Annotated in this window: 22 protein-coding genes; 17 read left to right on the top strand and 5 right to left on the bottom strand. The window is 59.9% G+C overall.

Features of this window, described 5'->3' with window-relative positions; all coding sequences use genetic code 11:
* The first annotated feature begins 175 nt into the window (after positions 1–175).
* Complete coding sequence (locus tag NTD86_RS06735) at positions 176–964, top strand: ABC transporter ATP-binding protein (protein WP_262201380.1); 789 nt, start codon at positions 176–178, stop codon at positions 962–964.
* A 3-nt stretch (positions 965–967) separates the two neighbouring features.
* On the opposite strand, the gene NTD86_RS06740 is transcribed toward NTD86_RS06735, so the two are convergent.
* A complete protein-coding gene (locus NTD86_RS06740) occupies positions 968–1753 on the bottom strand; it encodes an IclR family transcriptional regulator (RefSeq protein WP_262201402.1) in 786 nt (261 codons plus the stop codon).
* A 254-nt stretch (positions 1754–2007) separates the two neighbouring features.
* Here NTD86_RS06740 and NTD86_RS06745 point away from each other — a divergent pair, with 254 nt between their 5' ends.
* From NTD86_RS06745 to NTD86_RS06800, 12 genes are all read left to right on the top strand, one after another.
* The gene (locus NTD86_RS06745) at positions 2008–4098 is read left to right on the top strand and encodes a TonB-dependent receptor (protein WP_262201381.1); all 2091 of its coding nucleotides are present in this window, start codon (positions 2008–2010) and stop codon (positions 4096–4098) included.
* 65 nt (positions 4099–4163) lie between these two features.
* Positions 4164–5483 carry an NtaA/DmoA family FMN-dependent monooxygenase gene (locus NTD86_RS06750; protein WP_262201382.1) on the top strand — a complete coding sequence of 440 codons (1320 nt, stop codon included), beginning with the start codon at positions 4164–4166 and terminating at the stop codon, positions 5481–5483.
* Positions 5476–6372 (top strand): Fe2+-enterobactin ABC transporter substrate-binding protein, encoded by an 897-nt coding sequence (gene fepB / locus NTD86_RS06755; RefSeq protein ID WP_262201383.1) that lies wholly within the window; start codon positions 5476–5478, stop codon positions 6370–6372. Before NTD86_RS06750 ends, fepB begins: the two co-directional genes overlap by 8 nt.
* Before the next feature lie 9 nt (positions 6373–6381).
* On the top strand, positions 6382–7416 hold the full coding sequence (locus tag NTD86_RS06760) for a FecCD family ABC transporter permease (RefSeq protein ID WP_262201384.1): 1035 nt from the start codon (positions 6382–6384) through the stop codon (positions 7414–7416).
* Positions 7413–8456, top strand: a complete 1044-nt coding sequence (locus tag NTD86_RS06765; protein ID WP_262201385.1) for a FecCD family ABC transporter permease — start codon at positions 7413–7415, stop codon at positions 8454–8456. Before NTD86_RS06760 ends, NTD86_RS06765 begins: the two co-directional genes overlap by 4 nt.
* 188 nt (positions 8457–8644) lie before the next feature.
* Entirely contained in the window at positions 8645–9499 is an 855-nt protein-coding gene (locus NTD86_RS06770; RefSeq protein ID WP_262201386.1) for a MurR/RpiR family transcriptional regulator, read from the top strand.
* Positions 9500–9504: 5 nt separating this feature from the next.
* On the top strand, positions 9505–10089 hold the full coding sequence (gene ddpX, locus NTD86_RS06775) for a D-alanyl-D-alanine dipeptidase (RefSeq protein WP_262201387.1): 585 nt from the start codon (positions 9505–9507) through the stop codon (positions 10087–10089).
* 183 nt (positions 10090–10272) lie between these two features.
* Positions 10273–11844, top strand: a complete 1572-nt coding sequence (locus NTD86_RS06780; protein WP_410016956.1) for an ABC transporter substrate-binding protein — start codon at positions 10273–10275, stop codon at positions 11842–11844.
* 75 nt (positions 11845–11919) lie between these two features.
* On the top strand, positions 11920–12936 hold the full coding sequence (locus NTD86_RS06785) for an ABC transporter permease (protein WP_262201389.1): 1017 nt from the start codon (positions 11920–11922) through the stop codon (positions 12934–12936).
* Between the two features lies 1 nt (position 12937).
* Positions 12938–13822, top strand: a complete 885-nt coding sequence (ddpC, locus tag NTD86_RS06790) for a D,D-dipeptide ABC transporter permease (protein ID WP_262201390.1) — start codon at positions 12938–12940, stop codon at positions 13820–13822.
* Between the two features lie 2 nt (positions 13823–13824).
* Positions 13825–14814: an ABC transporter ATP-binding protein gene (locus tag NTD86_RS06795; RefSeq protein WP_262201391.1), complete on the top strand. Its 990-nt coding sequence runs from the start codon at positions 13825–13827 to the stop codon at positions 14812–14814.
* Complete coding sequence (locus NTD86_RS06800; RefSeq protein WP_262201403.1) at positions 14814–15770, top strand: ABC transporter ATP-binding protein; 957 nt, start codon at positions 14814–14816, stop codon at positions 15768–15770. Before NTD86_RS06795 ends, NTD86_RS06800 begins: the two co-directional genes overlap by 1 nt.
* Before the next feature lie 47 nt (positions 15771–15817).
* On the opposite strand, the gene NTD86_RS06805 is transcribed toward NTD86_RS06800, so the two are convergent.
* Positions 15818–16978 carry a M20 aminoacylase family protein gene (locus NTD86_RS06805; RefSeq protein WP_262201392.1) on the bottom strand — a complete coding sequence of 387 codons (1161 nt, stop codon included), beginning with the start codon at positions 16976–16978 and terminating at the stop codon, positions 15818–15820.
* A gap of 261 nt (positions 16979–17239) precedes the next feature.
* Here NTD86_RS06805 and NTD86_RS06810 point away from each other — a divergent pair, with 261 nt between their 5' ends.
* Positions 17240–17569, top strand: a complete 330-nt coding sequence (locus NTD86_RS06810; protein WP_262201394.1) for a winged helix-turn-helix transcriptional regulator — start codon at positions 17240–17242, stop codon at positions 17567–17569.
* Here the strand turns inward: NTD86_RS06810 and NTD86_RS06815 are convergent.
* The 3 genes from NTD86_RS06815 to NTD86_RS06825 all read right to left on the bottom strand — a co-directional run bounded on the left by NTD86_RS06815 (position 17566) and on the right by NTD86_RS06825 (position 21565).
* Positions 17566–18348 carry an SDR family oxidoreductase gene (locus NTD86_RS06815; RefSeq protein WP_262201395.1) on the bottom strand — a complete coding sequence of 261 codons (783 nt, stop codon included), beginning with the start codon at positions 18346–18348 and terminating at the stop codon, positions 17566–17568. The two genes, NTD86_RS06810 and NTD86_RS06815, sit on opposite strands and share 4 nt — an antisense overlap.
* A gap of 521 nt (positions 18349–18869) precedes the next feature.
* Complete coding sequence (locus tag NTD86_RS06820; protein WP_262201396.1) at positions 18870–20225, bottom strand: amidase; 1356 nt, start codon at positions 20223–20225, stop codon at positions 18870–18872.
* 11 nt (positions 20226–20236) lie between these two features.
* Positions 20237–21565: an MFS transporter gene (locus NTD86_RS06825; protein ID WP_262201397.1), complete on the bottom strand. Its 1329-nt coding sequence runs from the start codon at positions 21563–21565 to the stop codon at positions 20237–20239.
* 212 nt (positions 21566–21777) lie between these two features.
* Between NTD86_RS06825 and NTD86_RS06830 the strand changes: the two genes are divergently transcribed.
* From NTD86_RS06830 to NTD86_RS06840, 3 genes are all read left to right on the top strand, one after another.
* Positions 21778–22815, top strand: coding sequence for a LacI family DNA-binding transcriptional regulator (locus NTD86_RS06830; protein ID WP_262201398.1), 1038 nt, complete (start codon positions 21778–21780; stop codon positions 22813–22815).
* A gap of 161 nt (positions 22816–22976) precedes the next feature.
* The gene (locus NTD86_RS06835; protein WP_262201399.1) at positions 22977–23864 is read left to right on the top strand and encodes a nitrilase family protein; all 888 of its coding nucleotides are present in this window, start codon (positions 22977–22979) and stop codon (positions 23862–23864) included.
* A gap of 13 nt (positions 23865–23877) precedes the next feature.
* The gene (locus NTD86_RS06840) at positions 23878–25065 is read left to right on the top strand and encodes a hypothetical protein (RefSeq protein ID WP_262201400.1); all 1188 of its coding nucleotides are present in this window, start codon (positions 23878–23880) and stop codon (positions 25063–25065) included.
* Positions 25066–25310: the final 245 nt, after the last annotated feature.

The following is a 25310-nucleotide window of genomic DNA, read 5'->3' on the forward strand; positions in this document are numbered from 1 at the left end:
GCCCCCCCCCCCCCCCCCCCCCCCCCCCCCCCCCCGGCGCAAAACCTGCATGCACCCATGGGCGGCTCAAGGGCCTTCGCACATCAAAAGCTGCGCGATCTGCTTTCCGTATTGCGGAACAAATTCCGCATCAGTAATACTGGCCGCCCTTTTTACTGGCCAGGAACTCTTCCCCATGCCCCCGCGCTTGCGTGCCGAGGCCGTAACGCTGCGTTACGAGCAACGCACGATTTCCACCGAACTTTCGGTCAGCATTATCGATAGCTCGTTCACCGTGATCGTCGGACCCAACGCCTGTGGCAAGTCGACCTTGCTGCGCGCCTTGTCGCGCTTGCTGACCCCAGCCAGCGGCCAGGTGTTGCTCGATCAGCAGGTCATCACGCAATTGCCCGCCAAGGAGGTCGCCCGCACCCTCGGCTTGTTGCCGCAAACTGCCGTGGCACCGGATGGCATCACCGTGGCCGATCTGGTCACCCGTGGCCGTTATCCGCATCAATCGTTTTTACGCCAATGGTCAAACGCCGACGAACACGCGGTGCAAACGGCCATGGCGGCAGCGCAGGTCACGGAACTGGCCGACCGCCTGCTCGACGAACTGTCCGGCGGCCAACGTCAGCGGGTGTGGATTGCCATGGTGCTGGCGCAGGAAACGCCGATTTTGCTGCTGGATGAGCCGACCACCTTTCTTGATATAGCCCACCAGATCGAACTGCTCGAATTGCTCGCCCGCCTTAACCGCGAAGGCCGCACAATTGTCGCTGTGCTGCATGATCTGAATCAGGCCTGCCGTTACGCCTCGCACATCATTGCAATGAAAGACGGGGCGATTGTCGACCAGGGCCCGCCGGGCGAGATATTCACCGAAACGCTGGTCGAACAGGTGTTCGGCCTGGCGTCGGTGATCATTGCTGACCCGGTCACCGGCACCCCGCTGGTGGTGCCCAAGGCCCGGGCCATCGACTGAGGTTCACTCGTCACCCTGCCAAGGCAAACCGCCGGTGGACTGGTTCACACGGTTCGCCGCATGGAACAGCGCACGGCGATCTTCGGGCGATTTCAACTGGCCCAGATCGGCCACGGTGGTCATCACGCAGACCAGCTCACCCTGCGCGTCAAATACCGGGGCGGCTTGCCCGGTCACGTTCGACAGCAGGTGGCTGGTGAGCTCGGACCAGCAGGCACTGCGCACGTCATCCAGCACCGCCTTGTTTGGCGGTGTGCCGCGAAAATGCGCAGGCTGTTGCTTGCGCGCCGCATCAATCGTGGTCTTGGGCAAGAACGCCTGAAACACCAGCCCGCAAGCGGTGTTGTCCAGCGGCAAAATATCGCCCAGCGCCAACGGGCTGATGGAGAAGTAGGCACTGCGATACCAGCGCACCAGCGTCGGCCCGCGGTCGGTCCAGATCGCCACCCCGCCACTGGCAGCATGCTGGTAGGCCAGAGCTTTCATCTGCGAGGCGGCGATTTCTACCGCATCCACACGCTTGAGGGCGCCAATGCCGATGCTCAGCGCTGCCGGGCCCAGGTCATACAGACCGGTGGCCGGGTCCTGCTTGGCCAGCCCTTCCTTGACCAGACTTTGCAAGTAACGGTGGGTGGTGGAGCCGCCGGTGTGGGTGCGCCGGGCCACTTCGCCAAGGGCCAGTTCACGCTCGGCACTGGCCAGCACATTCAAAAACCGCGCAGCAATGGCCACCGATTGAATGGTGCCCGAACGCTTTTCGTTCGAGGTCTCGGGGGCCTCATCGTCCACGGGCTCTTTCAACTTCTTCAAACAACCTCTCCTCGCCACTGTCTCGCAGCAGTTTCTCTCTGGGGTCTGTTGACGCCGCAATGACGCAACGGCGCTGCGCATGATACCGACTTTGCCCGCCATTACAGCCGACAAAACGCAGCGTAGTTCACACCAACAAATACCACATAGAGGAATCAATTCTTTATTGAGGAACGTAATGGCCACGTGCTAGGATCGCCATTAACGCGGATCATTCTCATTTGGAGCATCTCTTGAAGGCCTTCCCATTGCGCAAGCTGACCTGTGGTTTCAGCGTGTTAACCCTGTCTACCCTGCTCGGTACGCCTTGCGTGCTGGCCGAAGAAAGTGCGGACAGCGAGAAGAAACAGTCACTGGTGTTCGAGCCGATTACCGTCACCGGCGAGAAACTGGAGCGCGACCTGAAGAACACCGCTTCCTCGGTCACGGTTATCACCGGTCGCGAAATAGATCAGCAGAAAACCGGCGACTCGACGGTTCATGAGGTGCTCCAGGGCGTGCCCAACGTGATCTACACCGACACCGTGGGCGCTCCGGTCATTCGGGGGATGGACACCCAGGGGCCGAACAACGGTCAGAACGTGTTCTGGGGCGGCACTGTGCCCCGCGCCACGATCAACCTCGACGGCCATTACCTGAATTACAACGAGATGTTCTTTGGCGCGACGTCGGTCTGGGATCTGGACAGCATCGAAGTGTTCCGCGGGCCGCAAACCACCTCCCAAGGGGCCAATGCGATTGCCGGGGCGATCATCGTCAACACCAAGAACCCGACCTTCACTCCCGAGGCGCTGTACCAGGCAGAAATCGGCAACTACAACCACAAGCGCACCTCGATTGCCCTCTCCGGCCCGCTGATGGGCGAAGACCTGGCAGGCCGCCTGGCGGTGGACTACTCGGCACGCGACACGTTCATCGACTACACCAGCCCGAACTTCCAGAAAGGCAAGACCGATCAGGACTTCAGCGCGCTGAATGCCCGCGCCAAGCTGCTGTGGCTGCCCAGCGCCGTCCCTGGGCTGGAAGGCAAACTGACGCTGGTGCACAACGACAGTAACCGCCCCACCCAGGAAGCCGCCTCCAAACCGTTCCACAAGCTCGACCACATCACCACTACGATGCCTTCGTGGGAACAGACCACCAACACCGGGATCCTGGATGTCAGTTACGACTTCGATAACGGTCTCAAACTGTTCAACCAGGCGCAGTACTCGCACTCCAGCGTCAAACGCTACACCGGCATTCGCGGCCAGGGGGATGCAGACATCAAGCAGAACAACCTCTCCAACGAAACGCGCTTGACGTTTGGTGACCAGCACAGTGAATTCAGCGGCGTCGGCGGCGTGTATGTTGCCCGTACCAAATCCGACGAATCCCTGCTGCTGTCGGGGCTATCGAGTTTTGATGACACCAAGGAAAACTACGGCGTGTTTGGCGAATTGAATTACCGTCTCAACGATCGCTGGACCCTCAGCAGCGGCCTGCGGTATCAGCAAGACCGCATTGACCGCCAAGGTACCTCGGTCCTCGCCCCCGGCCCGCTGGATTACCAGAAAACCTTCTCGGCGTTTTTGCCCAAAGTCTCGCTGGCCTTTGCCGCCACTCCTGACTGGACCGTCGGCGCTATGGTCAGCCGTGGCTACAACCCGGGCGGCATGTCGCTCAACCTGACCACCCGGCAATGGCAGGATTTCAAGGAAGAATCGGTGTGGAACTATGAGCTGTTCACCCGCGCCAACCTGCTCAATAACAGGCTGATCCTCAGCGCCAACCTGTTCTACATGGACTTCAAGGACGCGCAGTACAACATCCCGGTGGTAATCTCTACCGGCGTTGCCCAGTCGTACACCATCAATGCCGAAAAAGCCCATGGCTACGGGCTTGAGCTGGGTGCGGACTATCAGGTGCTGGACAACCTCAAGCTGCGCGGCAGCGTCGGCACCTTGCGTACCCGCATCGACAAAATTTCCAGCAACGAGGCCTATCAGGCCAACGAATTTGCCCGCTCACCGGGCTACAGCCTGACGTTCGGCCCGAGTTGGGACATCACCGACAAAACCAATCTGTCGGTGCAAGTGCGACATTTTGACGGTTACTACTCCGACACGGCCAACACCAAGAGCCTGAGCATCGACTCGTACACCCTGACCGATGCGCGCATGAGTTATCGCTTCAATGAAGCGGTCGAGCTGTATGGCTACGTAAAGAACGTTTTCGATGACCGCTCTGCCATTTACATGCAGCAGAACCGTGGCATCGGCGGCCTCGAAGCGAGCATGACCACGCCACGGATGTTCGGCGTCGGGGTCAAGGGCGCGTTCTGATCACACGACACGACGGCCCGCGCAATCGGGATCGTCTTACTTGTTTAGGCCACATAGGTTCGATGATGAATCTCAAAAAACATCTGCACATCGGTCTGTCTCTCGCTCCCACCTGGTTGAGCGGCGATGGCTGGCGGCGCGATAACAGCAACATCGAAGGGATTTTCACCGCTGATTACGCCATTGACCTTGCCGTGCGCGCCGAAGCCGCGCACCTGGATTTCGTGTTCCGCCCAGACGTAAGCTGCATGCCCACCGAAATGCTCGCCAGCGGCTCGGGTTTTGCCAGCCTCGACCCCACGGTATTGCTGGCGGCGGTGGCCCGCGAAACCTCACATATTGGCCTGGTGTCGACGGTATCGACCACCTTTTTTCCGCCCTATGTGGTGGCCCGGCAACTGCAATCGCTGAACTGGATCAGCCGGGGCCGCGCGGGCTGGAACATCGTCACCGCCCTGCAAGGCCACGAAAACTTTGGCCTGGAGCACATGCCCAGCGCCGAAGAGCGCTATGAACGGGCTGCCGAATTCACTCAGGTGGTGAAGCAGTTGTGGGCCAGTTTCCCCAGTGAAGCCTTGCAGATCAACCGTGCCAGCGGCCGTTACGCCGACGTATCGCAGGTCAACCCGATCAACCATGACGGCAAGCACCTCAAGGTCAAGGGGCCGCTCAACCTGCCCGCTTTCCCCGACACCCGCATCCCTCTGATTCAAGCCGGAGCATCAGAGTCCGGACGTGACTTTGCAGCCTCAGTCGCTGATCTGGTGTTCGCTCCCACGCCCGACATGGAAGCAGCGCTGGACCTGCGCCGCGACTTGTCAGAACGTGCCTTGCGCCACGGTCGCAACCCGGCGGATATTCGCCTGTTGCCCGGCCTCAGCCTGTACCTGGCCGAAACCCGCGAAGAGGCCCGCGCCCTGTTTATGCAAACCCATGCGCGCCTGGACCGCACCCGCAAACTGGCGTCGATCAAGGACATGATCGGCCTCGACCTGAGCGAGTGGCCAACTGACCGGCCAGTGACCAAGGCCGATCTGCCGGCAGTGCCGCCGAAGGCCGGAAGCCGCACCCACAACAGCCTGCTGCGGCGCCTGATCGAACGCGAATCGCTGACCATTGACCAACTGTTATTGCGTCCGGAAGTCATCTCGGCGGCGCACTGGCAAGTGGTGGGCACGGTTGACGATGCCGTGGCGCAGATTCTTGAGTGGGCTGATGCGGGCGCCATCGACGGTTTTATCGCGGCGCCGGGAGGAGCAGTCGAGTCCGTTCATTTGTTTCTGCAGCAGGTGATGCCACGTCTGGTGCAGGCCGGACGCTTCCGTGAGCAATACAGCGGCTCGACCTTCGCCCATCACCTCAACGAGCCATGCAACGATGATTAAACTGCGCGCCCTGCCCCTGTTATCGCTGGCAGTATTGCTGTTGGCCAGCGCGGTCCACGCGGGCGACAAACCCCGGCGCATCGTCTCGACTACGCCCAGCGTCACTGGAATTCTGCTAGCCATCGACGCGCCGTTGGCGGCCACGGCCGCGACCACGCCCAGTCGTTTGACCGACGCCAAAGGCTTCTTCAGCCAATGGGCCGAGGTGGCCGACCAACTCGGCGTGCAGGTGCTGTACAGCAACCTGCTGTTCGATATCGAAGCGGTGATCGGCCACGACCCGGATCTGCTGGTGCTGTCAGCTACCGGGGCCGACAGCGTGATTCAGCACCAAGGCGAGCTGCAAGCCCAGGGCATCAACACCACCGTGGTCAACTACTCGAACCAGAGCTGGCAGCAAATGGCGCTTGAATTGGGCAAGGTGACAGGCCTGGAGCAACAGGCACAAGACGCAATCAAGCGTTTCGATGACTACACCGCACAGGTCGCCGCGACCCTCAACCCGCCCGCTGAACCGGTGAGCGTGGTTGGCTACAACATTGCCGGCAGTTACTCGGTCGGCCTGCCGAGTAGCCCGCAGGCGCGCTTGTTGTCGGCGCTGGGATTCAAGGTCGCGGGTTTGCCCGAGGCGCTGGACACGCAAGTGCGGCGCAGCTCGGACGTGGGGTTTATCTCCCGTGAAAACTTGTCCAGGGCGATTGTCGGCGACAGCGTGTTTTTACTCGGCGGCAATGACGCCGACGTACAAACGTTTCTGTCCGACCCGGTATTGGCCAACCTGCCTGCGGTGATCCATAAACGGGTCTACCCGCTGGGGGTCAGCTCGTTCCGCATTGACTATTACTCGGGGCGGCAAATGATCGACACTGTGGCGCGGAGTTTTCACTGAGTGAGACCAATGTCATTGCAAAACTGCGCACGTGGTGATGCCCGCCAACGCAAGCGCTACCGGGGGCTGATCGGCGGAGTTGCGCTGCTGTTGTTGATGAGTGTGCTGAGCCTGACGCTGGGTTCACGCTCGATTGATCTGGCGCATGTGCTGGACGCCCTCAGGCATTACGACCGGCATAACGACCTGCATCTGATCGTGCGCGAAATGCGCGTGCCGCGCACGTTGGTGGCGGTCCTAGCCGGGTTGGCTCTGGGCGTAGCCGGGGCGATCATGCAAGCGGTGACGCGCAACCCGCTGGCCGAACCGGGCCTGCTGGGGATCAATGCCGGTGCCGCGCTGGCGGTGATCATCGGCGCGGTGGCGTTCCATATGGTCACGCCACTGGCCTATATCTGGTTGGCCTTTATCGGCGCCGGACTGGCCGGGATAGCGGTGTTTATCATCGGCCAGGCCCATTCCAGCGCGAATGACCCGGTGCGGCTGGTACTGGCCGGGGCCGGTTTGTCGATCATGCTGACCTCGATCACCGGGATCTTCATCCTTAATGCCCCCATCGAGGTGTTCGATCAATTCCGCCATTGGGCTTCGGGCTCGCTTGAGCGCAGCGGGCTGGAGGCGGCTGCCGTCTTGGCCGTAGCGGTTAGCTTCGGCTGCGTGGTGGCGATGCTGATTGTCAGTAACCTGAACATTTTGGCGCTGGGCAAGGACCTGGGCCTTGCACTGGGCGCCAACCCGCGCTCAACCTGGCTGCTGGCGTGTCTGGCAGTCATGTTGCTGGCCGGATCCGCCACCGCTGGAGCCGGGCCGATTGCCTTTGTCGGGCTGGTGGCGCCACACATTTCTCGATTGCTGGTGGGCCCGGATTACCGCTGGATCCTGCCCTACTCCGGGCTTTATGCCGCGATCCTGTTATTGGGCGCCGACGTGCTGGGCCGGGTGGTGGTTGCCCCCTCTGAAATTGCCGCCGGGATCATCGCGCTGTTGCTGGGCGGCCCCTTCTTTATCGCTGTGGTGCGCAAGTACCGACTGAGCCAACTATGAAAAACAGCCTGCCCTCAGTGGTCCGTTTCGGCCCTTGCTCCTTTGTCTGGCGACCACGGGTTGCGTTGATCGGTGCCGGGCTGGTGCTGCTGGCAGTGCTGGTGGCCGTGGTATTGCTGGGCATCGGCACCTTACACCTGAGCCCTGGAGAAGTGCTCGCCAGCCTGTTCGGCATGGGTGACAACCCGACGGCCGAACGGATCATTCAGCGGGTTCGTTTGCCTCGGGTGCTCACCGCCGTGTTGGTCGGAGCCGCGCTGGGCATGGCGGGCTCGGTGTTTCAGTCGATCTCGCGCAATGCGCTGGGCTCGCCGGACATCATCGGCTTCACCACCGGCGCGGCCAGTGGCGCCATTGTGCAAATCATCCTGTTCAATGCCGGGCCGCTGGGCACCTCGCTGGCCGCGGTGTTGTCGGGCGTCTGCACCGCCGCCGTGGTGTTTTTCCTGTCGCTGAAAGGCCGCACCACGGGCGGTTATCGCCTGGTGTTGGTGGGTATCGGTGTCGGCGCCATCTTGACGGGCCTCAACACGGTCTTGTTGGTCACCGGCGACCTCGATCAGGCTATGACTGCCCAACTGTGGTTGTCAGGCTCGCTCAACACCCGCACCTGGTCCCATGTGGTGCCTGCGGCACTGGGGTTTGTGCTGATCGTGCCAATTGCCCTTTACCACGCCCGGCATTTGAACCTGCTGGAAATGGGGGACGATACCGCCCGTCAACTGGGCGTGTCGGTGGAACGTGCGCGGTTGGTGATGGTCATGGCCGCGGTAGGCTTGACCTCGGTTGCCACGGCGGCTGCCGGGCCGATCAGTTTTATCGCCCTGGCGGCGCCGCAACTGGCCAGACGCCTGACCGGCTCACCGGACATCCCACTGGTGACTGGTGCAGCGATGGGCGCCCTGCTTTTACTCAGCGCCGATCTGGTGAGCCAGCGCTTCCCGCTGAACCTCAACCTGCCTATCGGCCTGACCACCGGGCTACTGGGTGGTTTTTACCTGTTGTGGTTACTGACCAGAAGTCGCAAGCCAATCGTCTAACCCCGTGCAGGAGCTAGCTTGTCTCGCGATCTTTAGCTCTTGAAGAAGGTATTCCCTCACAAAAATTAATTCCTCTGCAATCCGCAGAAAAGCCGTTGTGTCCGCTCGAAGACTGATGTTATGTTGATAACATCAAGAGTGAAAATGACACTCATATAACACCCACCTGTCGGCGCGCGTTGATCTCTATGGAAAAAAACAATTTTTTTCAGTTGCTGGAAAACGAATTTTCCAGCATGACGCCGACCGGCAAGCGCATTGCCAGTTATTTGCTCGGCAACCCGCAGCAGCTCCCTTTCGAGTCCGCTGACAGCATTGCGCTTCAAGCCTCAACCACTGGTATTTCAGTCGGGCGTTTCTTGCGTTCGCTGGGGTATCAGAATCTGGATGACGTGAAGCAAAGCCTGCGCGGTGAAGTGCCGACCTCCTGGTTGATCACTGACCGCATTACCGCCTTTCGCGCTGAAAACAACGGGGGCGACGCCCTCGACCGTTCGATGCAGCGTGAAATCGAAGCCATCCAGCAAGTCTATGAACTGGCCCGCAGCGACGCCTTTGCCCAGATCGTCAAACGCATCCACGAAGCCGATGCCGTGTTCATCATCGGCATCCAGTCTACCCGCGGGATTCTCACGGCCTTTCACAGCCACCTGGAGTACATCCGCCCCAAGGTTTACTACGTTGACGGCCTGTCTGGCATTTATGCCGAGACACTGAACTCCGGCTTCGATAATCCGTACGCGATCATTGCCGACTTCCGGGCGTATTCCAGTGTGACCCAACCATTCTGTAAGGCGGCCCTCGAGAACGCGTTGCCGCTGGCCCTGATCACCGACCTGCAATGCCCTTGGGCGCGCGACTACCCGCAGGACTTGTTGCAGATCAAAACCGATGTTGGCCAATTCTGGGATTCCCCGGCACCTCTCGCCTGCCTGCTCAACCTCATGGTTTCAGCGGTCGCGCAGCTGTATGGCGAACACCTGGACGCCCGCTTGGCCAAAAACCGTCAACTGCAAAAAGCCTTCGGCCAGTTCGAAGGTTAATCGCAATGCCTCTAACGAATCGTCCCAGGAGTGATGGTGTGAACCAGAGCGTTACAAGTCCGAGCTCATTGATTGAGATTGATGCTCAGCAGTTTCAGGTGCAGATCAACATGATCTACGCCACTGCCGACAATCTGACCGGCAAAGTGATCTACCCGACAACCCGCTGCCAACTGCACCGCGATGCCGCCCATTGCCTGCGCAAAGCCAGCGAACTGGCGCGTCTGGCCGGTTATAGCCTGCTGATCTATGACGCCTACCGCCCGCCTTCGGCGCAATTTCTGCTCTGGGAAGCCCTGCCCGACAGTGAGTACGTCAGTGATCCGCACCTTGGCTCGCACCACAGCCGCGGTGTGGCCGTGGACGTGACACTGGCCGACGCCGATGGCGTGGCGCTGGACATGGGCACCGGCTTCGACACCATGCAAGCACCTTCCCATCAGTTCTACCCGGACCTGCCCGTGCAGGTGCAACGCAACCGCCTGTTATTGCTGGGCGTGATGTTGGGCGCGGGTTTTCAACCGATCGCCAGCGAGTGGTGGCACTACGAATTACCCCACGCGGACGATTACCCCTTGATCCACGAATAACCCCCTGTTTGACCTGTAACAGGCCGATGAAACCAGAGAGTTCCAAGGCCTACGCAATGCCTGAAAAGAACAACAAAAACGCTTCAAACATGCTTCATCTGCTACTGCCCGGTTATAGATTCCAAAAAAAAACCTGACCCACTTCCAGACATTGAATGTTGAAGGAAACCGGCAATGACCGTCATGAATTCCGTGAAAAGCAAGACATCTCCCCGCGCCAGCAAATGGGTGCTCAGCATACTCTGCGCCGCCTTGAGCCTCGGCGCCTGGCAGGCCGCCACCGCCGCCGTGGCACAAGACACGCTGATTATCGGCAAGCCCGCCGACCCGCAAACCCTCGATCCCGCCATCACCTTTGATAACAACGACTGGGCCATCACCTACCCGTCTTATCAGCGTCTGGTGGGCTACAAGCACGACGGTGACAAGAGCAGCACCGAAGTTGAGGGCGATCTGGCCGAGAGCTGGACCGTGTCCCCGGACAACCTGGTGTGGGAATTCAAGCTCAAGCCCGGCAACAAATTCGATGACGGCACGGCAGTCGACGCCGCCGCCGTGAAGTTTTCCTTCGACCGCTTGATGACCCTCAAGCAAGGACCATCCGGCGCCTTCCCGGAAGACATGGTGGTCACCGTGGTTGACCCGCAGACCATCCGTTTCACCTTGAAAACGCCGTTTGCGCCGTTCCTGTACACACTGGCCCACAACGGCGCCTCGATCGTCAATCCGTTGGTGGCCAACAAGGGCGCCGAGACCAATGCCTGGCTGTCCAGCCACACCGCAGGTTCAGGCCCTTACCGCCTGGCCAATTGGCAGAAAGGCCAGTCGCTGACCCTGGAACCGAACCCCTACTACGCGGGCCCTGCGCCTGCCTTGAAAACCGTGGTGATGAAGATCATCGCCGAGCCGTCTGTGCGCCGTTTGCAACTGGAACGTGGCGACCTCGACATTATCGAAGACATGCCCGAAGACCAGCTGGGCGCGCTGGCCAGCAAGCCGGGGATTGCAGTCAAGCAATACCCGTCATTGCGCGTGACCTACCTATACCTCAACAACAAGAAGGGCCCGCTGACCAACGTCGACGCGCGCCGTGCAATCACTGAAGCGGTTGACTACAACGGCATCGTCAAAGGCATTCTCAAAGACAAGGCCGAGCTGCTCAACGGGCCGATCCCCAAAGGCATGTGGGCCTACGACAGCTCGCTGCCGAACATGAAGCAAGACATGACAGCCGCGGCCGATAGCCTGGCCAAAGTGCCGAAGAAGATCACCAGCCTCAGCTATATGTACTCCGACAAGGACGCCAACTGGGAACCAATTGGTCTGACCCTGCAAGCCGCACTGGCGCCGCTGGGCATCAACCTGAAAATGGAAAAAACCGCCAATGCAACCCTGCGCGAGCGGGTGGGCCAGGCTGACTACGACATTGCGGTGGGCACCTGGAGCCCGGACTTCGCCGACCCGTACATGTTTATGAACTTCTGGTTCGACTCCAAAATGCAGGGCCTGCAAGGCAACCGCTCGTTCTACAGCAACCCCCAGGTGGACACGCTGATCCGTGAAGCGGCGACCACCAGCGATCAGGCCAAGCGTGTGGAGCTGTATCAGCAAGCGCAGAAACTCGCGCTCAACGACAGTGCTTACGTGTACCTCTACCAAAAGAACTACACCCTGCCGATGCGTGATTCGGTCAAGGGCTATGTGTTCAACCCCATGCTTGAGCAGGTGTTCAACCTGGGCAGCATGAGCAAGTAAGCCAGCACCGTCGTGCACGCCGCTGACGGCGTGCACGGTTATTGATATCTGTCGTTTGAGTAACAGAGGTGCCTTATGGCCTTCCTGACGTTGTTGCGCAAGCGCCTGCTTGGCCTGTTGCTGGTCGTGTTCGGTGTTTCGCTGATTACTTTTGCTATTTCCCACCTGATTCCCGGTGACCCCGCCCGCCTGATCGCCGGAGACCGCGCCAGCGATGAACTGGTGGCCGGTATCCGTCATCAACTGGGGCTGGATTTGCCGCTGTACCAACAATATGGCCGCTACCTGCTGGACCTGGTGCAGGGCGACCTCGGCACTTCGATCCGCACCAACCGCCCGGTGCTCGAGGACCTGCAAGCGTTCTTCCCCGCGACCCTGGAACTGGCGCTGGTGGCCTTGTTCCTGGCCATTGTGGTCGGCGTCCCGCTGGGCGTGCTATCGGCGGTTTACCACAACCGGTTCATCGACCAGATCGCCCGTACCCTGGCCGTGACCGGAATTTCAACCCCGGCTTTCTGGCTGGGCCTGGGCGCCATTGTGTTGTTTTATGGGCACCTGGGTTGGCTGCCCGGCGGCGGTCGACTGTCCGAAGGGCTGGCGCCACCCACCCCAATCACCGGGTTCTACCTGATCGACTCTTTGCTGGCCGGTAACTTCAGCCTGTTCGTGGATGCACTCAAGCACCTCATCCTGCCCGCGGTCACGCTGGGGTTCGTTACCCTGGGGGTGATCGCCCGGCAGATCCGCTCGGCCATGCTCGACCAGTTGGGCGAGGACTATATCCGCACCGCGCGCGCCTATGGTCTATCGCGCTGGACCGTGATCCTGCGCCACGCCCTGCCCAATGCGCTGATTCCGTCCGTAACAGTGCTGGGGCTGACCCTGGGCGACTTGCTATACGGCGCGGTACTGACCGAAACGGTATTCGCCTGGCCCGGCATGGGCGCCTACGTCGTCAAGTCGATTCAGTCGCTGGATTTTCCGGCGGTAATGGGTTTCGCCATTTTGGTGTCGTTTATCTATGTGTTGCTGAACATGGCCATCGATCTGCTGTACCGCGTGATCGACCCGCGTATCGGCGAGGTGAATTGAAATGTCCGTCCCTCTGACTGGAGCAGCGCAGACTCCGCGCTGGCGTGAAAAAACCGCCTACCTGACGTATCAGATCCGCCGCAGCCCGCTGACTATGGCCGGGCTGACGATCACCCTGATGGTGGTGGTGTGCATGATCTTCGCCCCGTGGCTGGCCAGCCACGATCCCAATGCCCTGAATCTCTCCGAACGGCTGGCCGCGCCGTCTGCCGAGCACTGGTTCGGTACTGACGAAGTGGGCCGCGACCTGTTCAGCCGGGTACTGTTCGGCAGCCGGCAATCGGTCGGCGTCGGTCTGTTCGTGGCCTTTTCCGCCTGTTTGATTGGCGGTCTGCTGGGCTGTTTTTCCGGGGTGATTGGCGGCCGCTTCGACGCGGTGACCATGCGCATGATGGACATCATGCTGTCAGTGCCGTCGCTGGTGCTGATCATGGCCTTGGCGGCAGCGCTGGGTGCCAGCCTGTTCAACGCCATGCTGGCGATTACTCTGGTCCGTATCCCTTCCTATGTACGCCTGGCCCGGGGCCAATCCCTGAGCATTCGCCAGATGGGCTACGTGAAAGCCGCTGAGACGTTCGGCGCCGAGCGCTGGCACATGGTCCACTGGCACGTTGCGCGTAACGCCATGCCACCGCTACTGGTGCAGTTGAGCCTGGACATCGGCAGCGCCATCCTCATGGCCTCAGCCCTGGGTTTTATCGGCCTCGGGGCACAACAGCCGACGGCTGAATGGGGCGCCATGGTCGCCACCGGCCGCAACTACATTCTGGATAACTGGTGGTATTCCACCTTCCCGGGTCTGGCCATTCTGATCACGGCCACCGGTTTCAACTTGCTCGGCGATGGCGTACGCGATCTGCTCGATCCACGCCAACAGGGGAAATAAGCATGGCGACTTGCAATCCAGTGCTGGCCATCGACAACTTGAGCCTCGAGTTTCCGGCCTACAAAAGCAGCGTCAAGGCGCTGAACGGTGTGTCTCTACACGTCAACCCCGGCGAAATTGTCGGCGTGGTCGGTGAGTCCGGATCCGGCAAATCGGTTACCGCCATGCTCAGCATGCGCCTGTTGCCCGAGCGCAGTTACCGGATCACCTCCGGCAGCCTGAGCATGCTCAACCGCGACATGCTTAACACACCCGAAAAAGAGATGCTGCAGATCCGTGGTCGAGACGCGGCGATGATCTTCCAGGAGCCGATGACCGCGCTCAACCCCACACGGCGCATCGGTCGGCAAATGCTCGACGTGATCGTCCATCATCAGAAAATCAGCACCAAAGAGGCCCGCGCCAAGGCCATCGATCTGCTGCGCGACATGCACATCGCCAGCCCCGAACAGGTGCTGGACAGCTACCCGTTCGAGTTGTCAGGCGGTATGCGCCAGCGGGTCATGATCGCCTTGGCGTTCTCGTGCGAGCCTCAACTACTGATCGCCGACGAGCCCACTACGGCGCTCGACGTGACTGTGCAGCGCCAGGTACTGCTGTTGCTGCATGAAAAGGCCCGGCAAAAAGGCACCGCGATCCTGCTGATTACCCATGACATGGCGCTGGTGTCGCAATTCTGTGACCGGGTGTACGTGATGTACACCGGCGCAGTGGTTGAACAAGGCCTGACCGGCGATGTGATGCGTGATCCTCTTCATCCGTACACCCAAGGCTTGCTCAGCGGCCTGCCGGAAATGGTCGAGCCGGGGCAACCCCTGATGACCATCGCAGGGCAAGTCCCCAACCTCTCGCGTCTGCCCACCGGGTGCACGTTCGCCGAGCGCTGCCAGCATGCAATGGCGCAGTGCAGTGAACGACCGGTGTTGACCGCTATCAACCAAGATGAACAGCGTAAAAGCGCCTGCTGGCTGCCACACAAGGAGCTTTCGTGATGAACCCTGCAATGACTGAATCGACAGTTGTGCCGCACCAGATCCTGCAATTGAACGACGTACGCGTGCGCTTCCCCGTGAGCAGCGACTGGCTGGGGCGACCACGGGGTTATGCCCACGCCCTCAACGGCATCGACCTGCAGGTCAAGGCTGGGGAAACCTTGGGTATCGTCGGCGAGTCCGGCTGTGGCAAAAGCACCCTGGCGCAGGTATTGATGGGGCTTGTGGCCCCCACCAGCGGCGAGCTGAGCTGGGCCAACGGCAAGAAAGGCGAAGGCAGCAGTAATGTACAAATCGTCTTTCAGGACCCGCAATCGTCACTGAACCCGCGTTTACCGATCTGGCGCATCATCACCGAACCGCTGTACGCACGCGGCATGCGGTCACGCGAACAGATGCGCGATATTGCTGCAAAAGTCGCGGCACAGGTGGGCATTCGCCCGGAGTACCTTGACCGTTTTGCCCACCAGTTTTCGGGCGGCCAACGTCAGCGGATCGCGATTGCCAGAGCCTTGTCATCGGACCCGGACATCATCGTGCTGGACGAACCCACCTCAGCACTGGACATCTCGGTGCAGGCGCAGATCCTCAACTTGCTGGCTGAATTGCAGCGGGCACGCAACCTGACGTACATCCTGATTTCGCACAACGTGTCGGTCGTGCGGCACATGTCTGACCGGGTCGCAGTGATGTATCTGGGGCAGATCGTCGAATTGGGTAGCGCCGCTCAGGTGCTCGATCAACCTCGCCATCCGTACACCCGCCTGCTCTTCGAGGCCGTACCGCGGTTGGGGGTGCCGTTGAAGGCTGAACAGGTGGCAGCACCGACTGAGCTGCCCGGTAACCGCAACCTCCCGCAGGGGTGTTTTTTTCGCGAGCGCTGCAGCCAGAGCACCAGCGCTTGCCAGCAACCGCAGACACTTCGGGCGGGCGTCAGGTGTCATGTGCAAGCGTGACTAAGACATACCCCTGTAGAGGCTGGCTTAGCCTGTACCTGCAGGGGTTAACTCGACACTGACAAAGACTGCTCCACCAGCGCGATCCAGAGGGCAACGCCCGGTTCAATGACCTGGTCATTGAAATCGTAATAAGGGTTATGCAACGACGCCGAGGGCTGTTCGCCGTCAACGCCCAACCACACATAGGCGCCCGGACACGCATTGAGCAAATAAGAGAAATCTTCAGAAGCCATCGAAGGGCGGCAACCCCAGATCACCTGCTGCTCCCCCACCGCCGATACTGCCGCTCTGCGAATCACTGCTGCCGCGTCAGGGTCGTTCTGGGTCACCGGATAACCCACGTTGTACACCACCTGACCGCGAACACCAAAAGCGCCCGGCAACTGCTCGACAAATTCATGAATCAGCGTTTCAACCTTGTCTCTGACGTGTGACTGCAAACATCGAACCGTGCCCTTCAACGTTGCGGTTTCCGGGATCACGTTGATCGCCTCTCCAGCGTGGAATTGCGTCACGCTGATCACCGCGCTATCCAGCGGCGACAACCGCCGCGCGGGTATGGTTTGCAGTGCCAGCACCAGCTCAGCCCCAACGACAATAGGATCGGCGCCCTTCTCCGGCATCGCCGCATGGCAACCTTTACCGGTGAGTTGGATTTCGAAGGTGTCCATCGACGCCATCATCGGCCCGGGATTGATCGCCACGGTCCCGGCGGGCAAGCCGGGCCAGTTGTGCAAGCCGTAAATCGCGTCCATGGGGAACAGCTCGAACAAGCCGTCTTCGATCATTTTTCTGGCACCTGCCAAACCTTCTTCGGCAGGCTGAAAAACAAAATGCACGGTGCCGCTAAAACAGCGACTCTCGGCCAGATAGCGGGCTGTCGCCAGCAGGATCGCGGTGTGCCCGTCATGGCCACAGGCATGCATACACCCGGCATGCGCCGACTTGTGAGCAACCTCGCCCAACTCCTGAATAGGCAGCGCATCCATGTCTGCGCGCAGACCAATGGTCGGGCCCTGGCCATTGCGAATCGTACCCACCACGCCTGTACCACCTAGCCCGCAGTGCACCTGGACCCCGAAGCTTTGCAGCAAGCTGGCCACCTTGTGCGAGGTCTGCAGTTCCTGGTATCCGAGCTCCGGCGCGGCGTGCAAATCGCGACGCCACCCCCTTGCGTCATCAAGCAAAGACTTCGAGATCGACATTTTTTACTCCGCGCGAGGGTCTGTTCCCGTTTCATGGCAAGCCGCGTCGTCGTGACGCAACGCGCCGAACCCTAAACAACGACCATAGCCACTTTTACCGCAACCTCCAAATAGAGAGCCTACTGACTCGCTCCTACCGGGGCAGTTTTGCGTACAATGCTGCACGCTTTGATCATGGGCTGGGGAGGTGATTTCCATGCCCGGAATCGGGCAGCCTCACACATGCACAGCTAATCGGCGAACCACCCCGGGATGTATGCAATGAGCAAAACCTACACCGCAGCCACAGCCTCGGCCGATGTTGAAACCACGCTCAACTGGCTCGGCGGACGATGGAAGCTGATCATTCTGTTCCATCTTTTTGGCGGCCAGGTGCAGCGTTATTCAGACCTTGAACGCCTGATTCCGGACATCTCGCAGAAGATGCTGGCGCAGCAACTGCGCCAGCTCGAAGCCGATGGTCTGGTACAGCGCACGGTCTATGCGGTGGTACCGCCCAAGGTTGAATATCGCCTGACTGAATGGGGCCAGAGCCTATGCCCGGTGCTGGACGGTCTGCTCAAATGGCAGGCAGGCAAACCCACACGCTAAACTGTCGGCACCGTGCCGCCGTCAATCACGTACTCAGTCCCGCTGATCGATGCAGCACGGGGCGATACCAAAAAGGCGATCAAATCGGCGACCTCGGCAGGCTTGGCTGGCCGTCCAAGAGGAATACCGCCCAGTGCCTGCATGATGATTCGTTTGCCGCCCTCATAATCTGTTCCTGCCTCCTGTGCCAGGCGCTCTGCCATCGCCACGGCCGCATCGGTCTCCACCCAGCCTGGCGAGACCCGGACCACTCGAACCCCTTTTGGGGTGACTTCCTTCGACAGGCTTTTGCTGTATGTCGCCAATGCCGCCTTCGCTGCGGCATACGCGGTGGTTGACTCCGGCAACGGAAGCTCGCGTTGGATCGACGTGACATGAATAATCACCCCAGTGCCGCGTTCAAGCATGCCGGGTAGCAGCGCCCGATCTACCCGCACCGCCGCCAGCAGATTCTGGTTCAGCGCACTCGCCCACTGCTCCTCATCAAGCACGGCAAAACCACCTCCTGGTGCGTTGGAACCGCCGACAACATTGACGATGATATCCACTGCGCCGAACTGTTTCGTGACCGCATCGGTGGCCTTCGTGCACCCCTGCGCCGTCTCTAGGTCGGCCGCAATAAAATGCACACCCTCAGGTATCGAATTGCCTGGCGAGCGCGCGACCGAAATCACTTGAGCACCTTGCTCGCGCAATACGGCCACCACGGCTGCACCGATACCTTTAGTGCCGCCAGTGACCAATGCACGATAGCCTTTGAGGCCAAGATCAAAGCTCATACCAGGATCTCCGGCGAAGCGATCTTGACACTTTTCAGCACAAAAGCCTGGCCTATGCCTAGGGTGTCAACAGATAAACATGCCCGACAGCCAACTGCGTTGGTGGTGTCAGCAGCGAAATATCGAGCGATGGGTAGAGGAAGTACAAAGGACATATAAGTGACTCTTCGGGATGAATGAGCCGCCAAGATAGGAATGCGCAGGACAGGCCACAAGAACGCACAGAAAGGTTATGGGCTAACCGAAAAGTAAGGGTACGGATTCAAAGGGCTGCGTGACGGCGACGCTGCAAAGAATTTTCTGCATGGCTTATTGAATGCGTGATTGCATCCTGGTCATCGCTGGTTTATCAGCGATGACGACGCAGTCTTGCCATGAGACTGCGCCGGCACCCTCGCTGATAACCGATTCACGTCAAAGCAACCCGTAAAAAACCGTTGCGCGGCCCAAGGATATGTACACCTACGCAAGGCATTTCAAGATCAAAAGATCGCGAGGCTAGCTCCTACAGGGATTCGGGATTATGTGGGTTTCTGGTGGGCCAGTAATTGCAATAGACGATCATCCTCCCCCGCCGCCGCAATCACTTGCAGCCCAACCGGCATCCCTCTCACCTGCCCCGCTGGAAGGCTGATGGCGGGTAGGCCGGTGAGGTTCCATGGGCTGGTGTAGCTGAGCACGGCCGCGCGGACGTCGATGTCCTGCTCCTCTACCCGCACTTCGCGGGCATTCACCGCGGGGGCAATTATCGGCACGCTCGGCGAGAGCAGCAGGTCATAGCATTCAAACAGGCTCGCCATCTGCGCCTGGTACTGCTGCTGTGCGGCCTGCGCCCGAATGTATTGCCAACCGCGGACTTCTTGCGATAACTCAAGGCGCGCGCGCACTTCTGGGTCGAACAGTTGCGGCGCTTGTTGCATACGCTCAGCATGCACATCGAACGCCTCGGCCCGTTGCAGCATCCCCAGGGTTTCTTTCATGCCGGCCGCCACTGCGGCCAACTCCGTGACCTCCTGCAACGTATCGCCAAATAACTGCTGCGCCGTCAGGTAAACCTGTTGGTCCACTGCTGTGTCGACCGGGCCAAAGCTGCCCGAGGCAATCCAGCCAACCCGCAGCGTTCCAGGTTCGGGGATCGTTGGCGCGCAAGCGCGGGCAGACAACACTTCAAACAGCAGACGCGCATCCTCAACGGAGTTGGCGATTGGCCCAACATGGTCAAGGCTGGTCGACAACGGGAACACCCCATCCAGAGGCACAGCCGCGTACGATGGCTTGAAGCCGACCGCGCCACATAGGGCGGACGGAATGCGTACCGAACCGCCGGTGTCGGTGCCCAGTGCCAGCGGCACCATGCCGCTGACCACGGCGGCTGCACTGCCCGCGCTGGAGCCGCCTGTCATGCAACGGGGGTCCCACGGGTTGTGAGCGGCGCCTTGCAGCGAGCGGTCGCCGGTCGGGCCATAAGCGAATTCATGGGTCAAGGTCTTGCCGACAATCACCCCGCCCGCTTCGCGCACACGCTGCACGCACAGGGCATCGCGACGCGGCCTGAAGCCTTCGAAATGCGCAGAACCATAGGTGGTGATGTAGTCGGACGTGTCGATATTGTCTTTGACCGCCACCGGTATGCCGTGCAGCGGCCCCAGGTCCCGCCCCTGAGCCAACAATTCGTCGGCCTTGCGCGCCTGAGCCAGTGCGACGGGCGCATCGAGCTGCACAAAAGCATTCAGCGTCGGGTTCAGACGTTCGATGCTGTCCAGTGCGGCCTGGGTCAACGCAACACTGGTCACACGGCCCGTGCGCAGTTGTGCAGCCAGTTCAACAACCGACAAACCGAAAAAATAGCCCACATGGGCAGGTTTCACTTGGTTCATACACACCTCCATCAAACAGCAGCAGGGACTGGGGAAGCTGTCGCTCGACCACCCGGGCGCACCATCAGCATGGCACTCATCCCCAGAGCGGTCGCGACTGCAGCGGCCACGAACATCGATGAATAACCGTAGCTAATGGTCAGGTAGCCGGTGAGCATCGGTGCGATAAACGAAGCGGTGTTGGCGATGAAGTGGGTCATGCCGCTGTAAGCGCCTACCCGGTTGGACGGCGCAGTGTCGATGACCACGGCCCAGTACACGGAGTTCGGCAGCGCGTTGAGGGCGTTGGCCAGAGTCATCAGGGCAATCACGCCCCACACCGTTTGCGCTTGCGACACCATGATGAAGCACAGCGTGGTCAACAACAGGCAAGTCGCGGCCAGCCAACTGCGCGCGACTTTCAGGTTGCCAGTGCGGCGCAGCAACCAGTCAGAAATCTTGCCGCCCAGCAGCACGGTGAAACAGGCACCGGTCCACGGGATCATGCCCATGTACCACAGCGACGACAGGTTGTAGTGGAACTCGTCCTGCAGGTATTTCGGCGTCCAGGTCAGCAACAGGAAAGTCACGTATACAAACGAAAAATAGCCGATGGCGTTGAACAGCAGGTCTTTGTTCTTGAAGAAGTGCCAGATCGGCGCCACGGTGGTGGTCGGGGTCGAGGCATTGACGGCCTCGGCGCGCTCTTTGCGCAGGAAGTCCAGCTCAGCCTTGGACACCCGCGGGTTTTCGTCCGGGGTGTTGGTGAAGCGGGTCATGAAGAAAATCAGCAGCGCCAGGCTGACCACGCCCAGGATCACAAACATGCTGCGCCAGTCGCCGGTCAGGGTTTGCAGGCCGACCGCCACCGGGGCGGTGAGCAGCGCGCCCAACGGCGTGCTGAGCAAGCCCACCGACACCACAAACCCGCGCTCCTTGGGAGTCGCCCAGTTCGCCACGCTCTTGTTGATGACCGAGTACGCCGGGCCTTCGGCAAAGCCGAACATCACTCGGATGGTGGCAAAACCGGCCATGGCTGAGCCGCCGAGAAACGCCAGCCCAAAATCTCCCGCAAAGGCGGTAGCGATCTCAAAGATCGACCACGTACCACCGGCGATCCACCAGATGCGTTTGGCACCAAAACGGTCGGCCAGAATGCCGCCTACCAGCGCACCGAGGATGTAGCCGTATCCGAAATAACCCAAGACTTTGCCCCAGTCGGCCTTGTCGAAACCGTACTCGGGGAGAATGCTCGCCGAGGCATAGGCAATCGCGCCGCGGTCAATGTAATTGAGCAGCGCCATCAGCATGATCAAGAAGAAAATCTGGTAGCGGAAGGATGGGATAGCGGGAGTGTTCATAGGGTATCTGACTCTTCAAATGATGGGAGAAGTCAAAAAGTCGGCCGCGTCCGGCGTATTTTTATTGTGTTACCCAAACGTTTGGGTTGACGAAATGTAGAGCGACTTAAAATTTTAGTCAAACGTTTGGGTAAAAATTTTGTCCATTCGAAAAGCGCCCATTCGGGTAGAATCCGCGCGCTCATGCATAGACAGCAGGAAACTTTCAGAACATGCCGAACCCATCACGTCCCGCCACCCTGAAGTCCATGGCGACTGCCCTTGGCGTGCATGTTTCTACCGTGTCACGGGTGCTCAACGGCGACCCGGCGGGGGTTGAACGGGCGGCATCGGCTGAAGTGGTAGAGCGTATTCGCACGTTGGCGAAAGAGCTGGATTATCGGCCCAACACGCAGGCATCTAACCTGAAGTTACGTAAAAGCCAGGAGATCTGCGTACTGATGCCGCGCATCACCGACCTGGTGATGGCGACCATTTACGACAGCATCGACAGCACTGCTGAACAGGCGGGCTACCTCACGTTCGTCTCCAACACCGACGACCAGCCAGTGCGCCAAATGCAACGTGCCGAACACGCCTTGCGCCGCTCGGTAGCCGGGTTGATCGTGGCCGACTCCCACGTCGGTGACACCCAGCCCCTGCTCGACCTGCTGACCCGCAAACACATCCCCTACGTGCTGGTCAGCCGTCAGATCGCAGGGCATGTCGCAGCGTGCAGTAACGATGAGCTGGGCGGCTGGTTGGCGGCTGAGCATTTGTACAGCCTGGGTTGGCGCGACGTCGCGATTCTGGCGGGCGAACGCCACGCCTCCACCGGCGCCGATCGCACCCGCGGCTTCACCCGCTACTTTCGCGAACAAGGCGTCACACTGCGCCCGGAATGGACCATCCATGGCCCGTTCGACAGCCTGACCGGTCACCAGCAAGGCGAACACCTGCTGAACCTGACCCCACAACCGCAAGCGTTTTTTGCAGTCAACGACTTCCTCGCCATTGGCCTGATGGGTGCAGCCCGGGACAAAGGCCTGCTGCCAGGCAAAGACATTGCCGTGGTCGGCTTCAACGACATCGCCCTGGCCCACGAACTGACCGTGCCCCTGACCAGCGTGCGCCTGCCCCTGGCCGAAATGGGCCAACAAGCGGTGGAGTTATTGCTTAAACGGATCAAGGGCGAAACCCCAGAGTCGATTATGTTGACCCCGCAATTACAGGTACGGGCGAGTTCTTTAGTGTCCCCAATGAGTAATTGAAATGTGTCGGGATGTTAGTCAGAAAATAGAACGGTAGTGCAAAACACCAAGCAACGGACTACACCTCAGGCGGATAGAACCGATAGACGCTGGCACTGATAAATCCTCTTACTAAATACCCGCGATTCAGCGGGTCATAAGAATAAAAAGAGGTTTCAGCCATGAATCAAGCTGTCAGTGCAGTGCGCGTAGCGGTTGTGCAATTCGATCCTCAGGTGGGCATACGACACAGCCAAAACAACCTTGAGCACAGCCTGGAACTGGCTCGGGAAGCGGCCATGAACGGTGCCAATCTGATTGTGTTGCCGGAGTTGGCCAACACCGGGTATTTGTTCGGCACGCGCCAGGAAGCCTACCTTCATGCCGAGCTCATTCCCGAGGGGCCGAGCGTTCAGGCCTGGCTCGATTTCACGCAGAAATATCAGGTGTATCTGGCCGCTGGGATGGCCGAGCGTGACGGCGTGCAGTTGTTTGATAGTGCGGTACTGTTGGGGCCAAGCGGTTTTATCGGCAAGTATCGCAAGGCCCACTTATGGAACCGCGAGAAGCTCTGGTTTACACCCGGCAATATGGGTTTCCCGGTGTTCGATACCCCCATTGGGCGCATCGGCCTGCTGATTTGCTGGGATATCTGGTTTCCTGAAGTGCCCCGCCTGTTGAGCCTGCAAGGGGCTGACATTATCTGCAGCCTGAACAATTGGATCTGGACACCACCGCCATTGTTCGATGACAGCGGCAAATGCATGGCGTCGTATCTGACGATGACTGCCGCTCACGCCAACAATGTGTTTATTGCCGCCGCAAACCGCATTGGTGAGGAACAAGGCGAACGTTATCTGGGCTGTTCGCTGATCACCGGCACCAATGGCTGGCCCATCGGCGAGGTGGCGTCTGCTGACCAGCAAACCATTCTTTATGCCGATATCGATCTGACCAGTGCGCGCAGCGCCCCGATCTGGAACAACTTGAACGACCTGCACCGAGACCGCCGTATCGATGTGTATGAGTCGATGCTCGGGTATATCGAACACCCTCAACTGCCACGTTGATGAGGATGCCAGCATGCCGTCCTTATCGAAAAAAGCGTCTTCAACGACCGCTGGCCGTTACCTTGCGTTGCTTATCGCACTCACGCTCGCAACCGCCGTACTGATAGCAGGTTTATCGAGGCTGCATGCCGTCTCGGCGCCAGATTACTGGCCTGGGTATGGCGACATGATGGGCAACTGGCCCTCGCCGCTCGCCTGGCTGCGCTGGATTATCGGCGATATCAGCGAGGTCACCTTTTACAAGCACGAGTTCGCTTCGCTGGGCTTGCTGCTGGGCGGCGCTTTGGGCTACTGGGCCAGTCGGTACGCAAAAACGTGGCAAGGGTTCAGTATCTGTTACGGCTCGGGCCTCTGGCCCTGGCTGGTGACCAGTTCACTGCTGGGGTTGGTGCTCAGCAATGTGCTGTGGGGCTGGACCTTGACGGCCGAAACCTGGCAGCCGACGTTCGCGGCCTTTGTGTCCTTGCCCGCAGCGATGGTGTTGATGTTTGGCGCAGGTTGGAAAGTGGCGCTCAATGGCGCCATTCTAGGGGCCCTACTGGTCACGCCGTCTTGCCTGCTGATCGTTAACTTCGTGTGTTTACCACTGGGGTTACCCGTGGTGGTTGGCAATGTACTGGGCATGGCACTGGGCAGCGTTGTGGCTTTTGGCTTGTGTCGCTGCGTGCCTGTTTTAGTCAGCAGCGAGATCGAAAAAACCGTCGAAAAACCGGAAGACGTACCTACCCCAAACTACGGTGTGACCTGGACATTGCGCCGGGTACTGGCGGACTTTAGCGAAGCACCTTTCCTTGGCAATGAATGGGCAAGTCTGGGGATGTTGGGCGGTGTCTTGCTAGCTTATGCCTTGAACCCGCTTAGCCCGGCGTATGGCTCGGGCCTACTGCCGCATTTGGTTGCCGCGCAGTCTTTGACCTCGTTGCTGGGCGTGATTATTTGGCGTGGCCAGTGGCGCAAACGCGGCTGGTACCCCACCTATGTGCCATTGGTTTCGGTGGTACCCGCAGCGGTACTAACCTACGGCGGGAGTGCCGCGGTGATGGTTACCAGCGCTCTGCTAGGAGCGTTGATAGCGCCCCCATTGGCCTGCGCGATTAGCCAACGCTTGCCCAGCTACATGCACGCTTACATTGGCAATGTACTGTCGATGGCAATCAGCACGCTGCTGATTGTGCCTGTGATCGGCTATTTCAACGCGTAGGAGTTGTCGCAGGCTGTGATTTTTTGATTGAGTTGTTGCAGCTTCAGCTTTTGATCTGTCCGCCCCTTCGGGAGGCTGAGTGGAGGTTCTGCGCAGTGGGTGTCCCGGCATGGATGCCGGGAGAGCCGCGATGGGCCATGGATGGCCCGTGGCGGCGTGCCCACGGAGCAGGACAGGCCCATGGGTACTTTTGTGGCTGTTTGACAAAAGTGCCTCGCCGTAAGGGCGAAACCCGTAGATCGGCG

The organism is Pseudomonas sp. 7P_10.2_Bac1 (assembly GCF_025465935.1).
Lineage (GTDB): Bacteria > Pseudomonadota > Gammaproteobacteria > Pseudomonadales > Pseudomonadaceae > Aquipseudomonas.